This window comes from Halorubrum sp. SD612 (assembly GCF_002135005.1).
The window spans coordinates 1-1,303 of sequence record NZ_NEWI01000379.1 but is presented as its reverse complement, the minus strand read 5'-3'; the positions used below and the strand labels follow the sequence as shown (position 1 = coordinate 1,303).

Here is a 1,303-nt window from a genome sequence, read left to right as displayed (position 1 = left end):
CCGTCGCTCGGTCCCGTCTTCGGGATCAAGGGCGGCGCGGCCGGCGGCGGCTACTCGCAGGTGCTGCCGATGGATGCGATCAACCTCCACTTCACCGGCGACATCCACGCGCTGACGGCCGCGCACAACCTCCTCGCCGCCGCGCTCGACAACCACCTCCACCAGGGGAACGACGCGGAAGTGGACGCGCGACGGGTCGAGTGGCCGCGAGCGCTCGACGTCAACGACCGGGCGCTCCGCGAGACGGTCGTCGGCCTCGGCGGAACGACCGGCGGCGTCCCGCGCGAGGACGAGTACGTCATCACCGCCGCCTCCGAGCTGATGGCGGTCCTCGGGCTCGCGTCCGACCTGGGGGACCTGAAGGACCGGATCGCTCGGATCGTCCTCGCGGTCGACGCGGACGGCGAGCCGGTCACGCCGGACGACCTGGGCGTGACCGGCGCCGCGGCCGCGCTGCTGCGCGACGCGTTCCGTCCGAACCTCGTCCAGACGGTCGAGGGCGTCCCCGCGTTCGTCCACGGCGGGCCCTTCGCGAACATCGCGCACGGCACGAACACGCTCGTCGCGGACCGCGTCGGCGGCGCGCTCGCCGACTACCTCGTCACCGAGGCCGGCTTCGGCGCCGACCTCGGCGCGGAGAAGTTCGGGAACATCGTCGCGCGCGAGGGCGTGGTCCCCGACGTCGCGGTCGTGGTCGCCACCGTCCGCGGCGCGAAGCGCCACGGGCTGGAGATGTGGCCGACGGACTTCGACGCGCTCGGTTCACCCGACCCGGACGCGGTGCGCGCCGGCGTCGACAACGTCGAGAAGCACGTCTCGATCGCCGAGTCGTTCGGGGTCCCGACGGTCGCCGCGATCAACGTCTTCGCGGACGACGCCGAGGCCGAGCTCGCGGCGCTGGAGGCGGAGCTGGCTGACCGGGGAGTTCCGGTCGCGCGCTCGACGGCCCACCGCGACGGCGGCGCGGGCGCGACCGAGCTGGCCGAGCTCGTCCGCGAGCGCGCCGGAACCGGCTCGTTCGAGCCGCTGTACGACGCCGACGCGCCGATCCGCGAGAAGATCGAGACGGTCGCCCGAGAGGTGTACGGCGCCGCCGGCGTCGAGTACGTCGACGGCGCGGCCGACGACGTCGAGCGCGTCGAGCGGTGGGGGTACGGAGACCTGCCGGTCTGCCTCTCGAAGACGCCGTACTCGCTGTCCGACGACGCCGCGCTCGCCGGCGTGCCGGAGGGGTGGACGCTGACCGTCCGCGAGGTGACGCCCTCGGCGGGCGCCGGCTTCGTCGTGGCGAAGACCGCGGACG

At 74.2% G+C, this 1,303-nt stretch carries 1 protein-coding gene; it reads left to right on the top strand.

All coding sequences use genetic code 11. The features are described from left to right. The coding region (locus B9G38_RS17505; RefSeq protein ID WP_086221195.1) for a formate--tetrahydrofolate ligase at positions 1 to 1,303 on the top strand (1,303 nt) is incomplete at both ends.